Here is a 3,004-nt window from a genome sequence, read left to right on the forward strand (position 1 = left end):
GGCCTACACCTACCCGCGTCCCTGGTGTTCGAATACCCGACACCACAGGCTTTGGCGAAGTATCTGGCCGATGAGTTCGCGGGCACCAGCCGGGATGTCGAGGTTACTGCCGGCAGGGCTGTCGACGACGAGCCGATCGCCCTGGTCGGAATGGCCTGCCGCTACCCGGGCGGTGTCGCCTCGCCCGACGACCTGTGGAACCTGGTCACCTCGGGCGTCGACACCACTGGTGAGTTGCCGACGGATCGTGGCTGGGACATCGACGGTATCTACGATCCCGAGCCCGGCAAGGCGGGCAAGACCTACACCCGTCGCGGTGGATTCCTGTACTCCGCAGCCGATTTCGACGCGGACTTCTTCGGGATCAGCCCCAACGAAGCCACGATGATGGATCCGCAGCAGCGGCAACTACTGGAAACGACGTGGGAGGCGTTGGAGCGGGCCGGCGTGGATCCTGTGGTGTTGCGTGGCAGTTCGACCGGGGTGTTCACCGGTGTGATGTACCACGACTACGCCCAGGGGAATGGGGGCAACGCTACCGGCAGCTTGGTGTCGGGTCGGATCGCTTACACGCTGGGGTTGGAGGGCCCGGCGGTGTCGGTGGATACCGCGTGTTCGTCGTCGCTGGTGGCGATGCATTTGGCCGCGCAGTCGTTGCGGTCGGGTGAGTGTGATTTGGCGTTGGCCGGTGGTGTGGCGGTGATGGCTACGCCGGAGACGCTGGTGGAGTTCTCTCGCCAGCGGGGGTTGTCGCCGGACGGTCGGTGTAAGTCCTTCTCCGATACGGCCGATGGCGTTGCCTGGTCCGAGGGCGTTGGCGTGTTGGTGTTGGAGCGGTTGTCCGATGCGCAGCGCCATGGTCATCAGGTGCTTGCGGTGATCGCGGGTTCGGCGGTGAATCAGGATGGCGCGTCGAATGGTTTGACCGCTCCGAATGGTCCGTCGCAGCGGCGCGTGATCCGGCAAGCCCTTGCCAATGCCGGGGTCTCGCCGCTCGAGGTGGATGCGGTGGAAGCCCACGGTACGGGTACGACTTTGGGCGATCCGATCGAGGCGCAAGCGTTGCTGGCCACCTATGGGCAGGACCGTGCTGCGGACCGTCCGTTGTGGTTGGGGTCGTTGAAGTCCAACATCGGTCATTCCCAGGCCGCCGCCGGTGTAGGTGGTGTGATCAAAATGGTCATGGCGATGCGGCACGGCGTGCTGCCCCAAACCTTGCACGTCGATCAGCCCAGCACCAAGGTCGATTGGACCGAGGGGCATGTGCGGTTGTTGACCGAGGCGGTCGAGTGGCCGGTGGCGGATCGGCCGCGTCGTGCTGGCGTGTCCTCGTTCGGTATCAGCGGCACCAACGCTCACGTCATCCTGGAACAGGCCCCGGTGGTGGAGCCCGCCTCGGCGCAGGGTGCGCGGACCGTCCCAGTTGTGCTGCCGTGGGTGGTTTCGGCACGCAGCAGCGACGCTCTTGCCGCTCAGGCTGGTCGTTTGACATCGCATGTGGGCGAACACGATCCGATCGACATCGGTTTCTCGCTGGCGTCGGCTCGCAGTGTGTTCGAGCATCGCGGAGTCGTCGTGGCCGAGGGCCGTGACGATCTGCTGGCGGGTGTGCGGGCGTTGTCTGGGGGAGCGCGGTCGCCCCATGTGGTGTCCGGTCGTGCGGTGCCAGGCGCGACGGGTCTGGTGTTTTCCGGTCAGGGTGCGCAGTGGGCGGGAATGGCCGCCGAGCTGTGTGGTGCGTATCCGGTGTTCGCCGAGCATTTCGATGCGATCGTCGCGGAGCTGGAACAGCTTCTGGGACAGCCAGTTTCGCTGAGTGCGGCGGTCGCGTCCGAGGATCTGGTGGATCGGACGGTGTTCGCGCAGGCGGGTTTGTTCGCGTTCGAGGTGGCGTTGTTCCGGCTGCTGGAGTCGTGGGGTGTGCGGCCCGACGTGGTGGCCGGTCACTCGATCGGAGAGGTCGCCGCGGCGCATGTGGCGGGTGTGCTGTCGCTGGCGGATGCGTGTGTGCTGGTGGCGGCGCGTGGCCGGTTGATGCAGGCGCTGCCCGCCGACGGGGCGATGGTCGCGGTCGGTGCGCCGGAAGCCGAGGTGGCGGCGTTGCTGGACGGTGCGCGGGTGTCGATCGCGGCGGTCAATGGTCCGGCTTCGGTGGTGTTGTCCGGTGTCGAAGACGATGTCGTCGCTGTCGCCGATCGGTGTGCCGGGCGTGGGTGGCGGACGCATCGGCTGCGGGTCTCGCACGCTTTCCATTCGGCGCTGATGGAGCCGATGCTTGCCGAATTCGCCTCGGCGATCGCGGGTTTGGTGTTCGCGCGGCCGAGCCTTCCGTTGGTGTCGACGGTGACCGGTGCGCGGGTCGGCGATGAGATGTCGGATCCGTCGTATTGGGTGGGGCAGGTCCGGGAGACGGTGCGCTTCGCCGATGCGGTCACCGCGATGGCGGATATGGGCGTGGGCAGGTTCGCCGAGGTCGGGCCCGATGCGGTGCTGACCCCGATGATCGCCCAGACACTCGACGACGGGCAGGTAGGTGCGGCTGCTACGGCCGCGGTGGTGTCGCTGGCGCGTCGCAACCGTGCCGATCGGTCCACGGTGCTGGGTGGCGTGGCAGCGCTGTTCGTCTCCGGTGCCGAGGTGGATTGGGCTGGTTTCTACGCTGATTCCGGGGCCCAGCGAATCGACTTGCCTACCTACGCCTTCCAGCACGAGCGTTTCTGGATCGATACCAGGCAGATGTTGGCCCGGTCGTGGCTGGCAGCCGAGCTGAGTGGGGTCAGCTCTGCCGGGCTGGACGCGGTGGATCATCCATTGCTGGGTGCGGTTGTGCCGCATCCGGATTCGGGTGCGGTGAGCTTCACCGGCCGGTGGTCGCTCGACTCCGTCGAATGGCTGGCCGACCACAGCGTGCTCGGTACCGTGCTGCTGCCGGGAACCGGACTTGTGGAGCTGGCCAGTCACGTCGGCGGCATGTTGGGCTGCGGTGTGGTGGACGAGCTGGTTC

The 3,004-nt window shown here is 66.8% G+C and carries 1 protein-coding gene; it reads left to right on the forward strand.

The genetic code is table 11. The annotated features are described in order from the left end of the window. Window positions 1–51: 51 nt before the first annotated feature. Window positions 52–3,004, forward strand: a 2,953-nt coding sequence (locus tag ACFWPJ_RS29165) for a type I polyketide synthase (protein ID WP_378856166.1), incomplete at its 3' end; no start/stop codon positions are given.

The organism is Nocardia sp. NPDC058497 (assembly GCF_042720195.1).
Taxonomy (GTDB): Bacteria; Actinomycetota; Actinomycetes; order Mycobacteriales; family Mycobacteriaceae; genus Nocardia.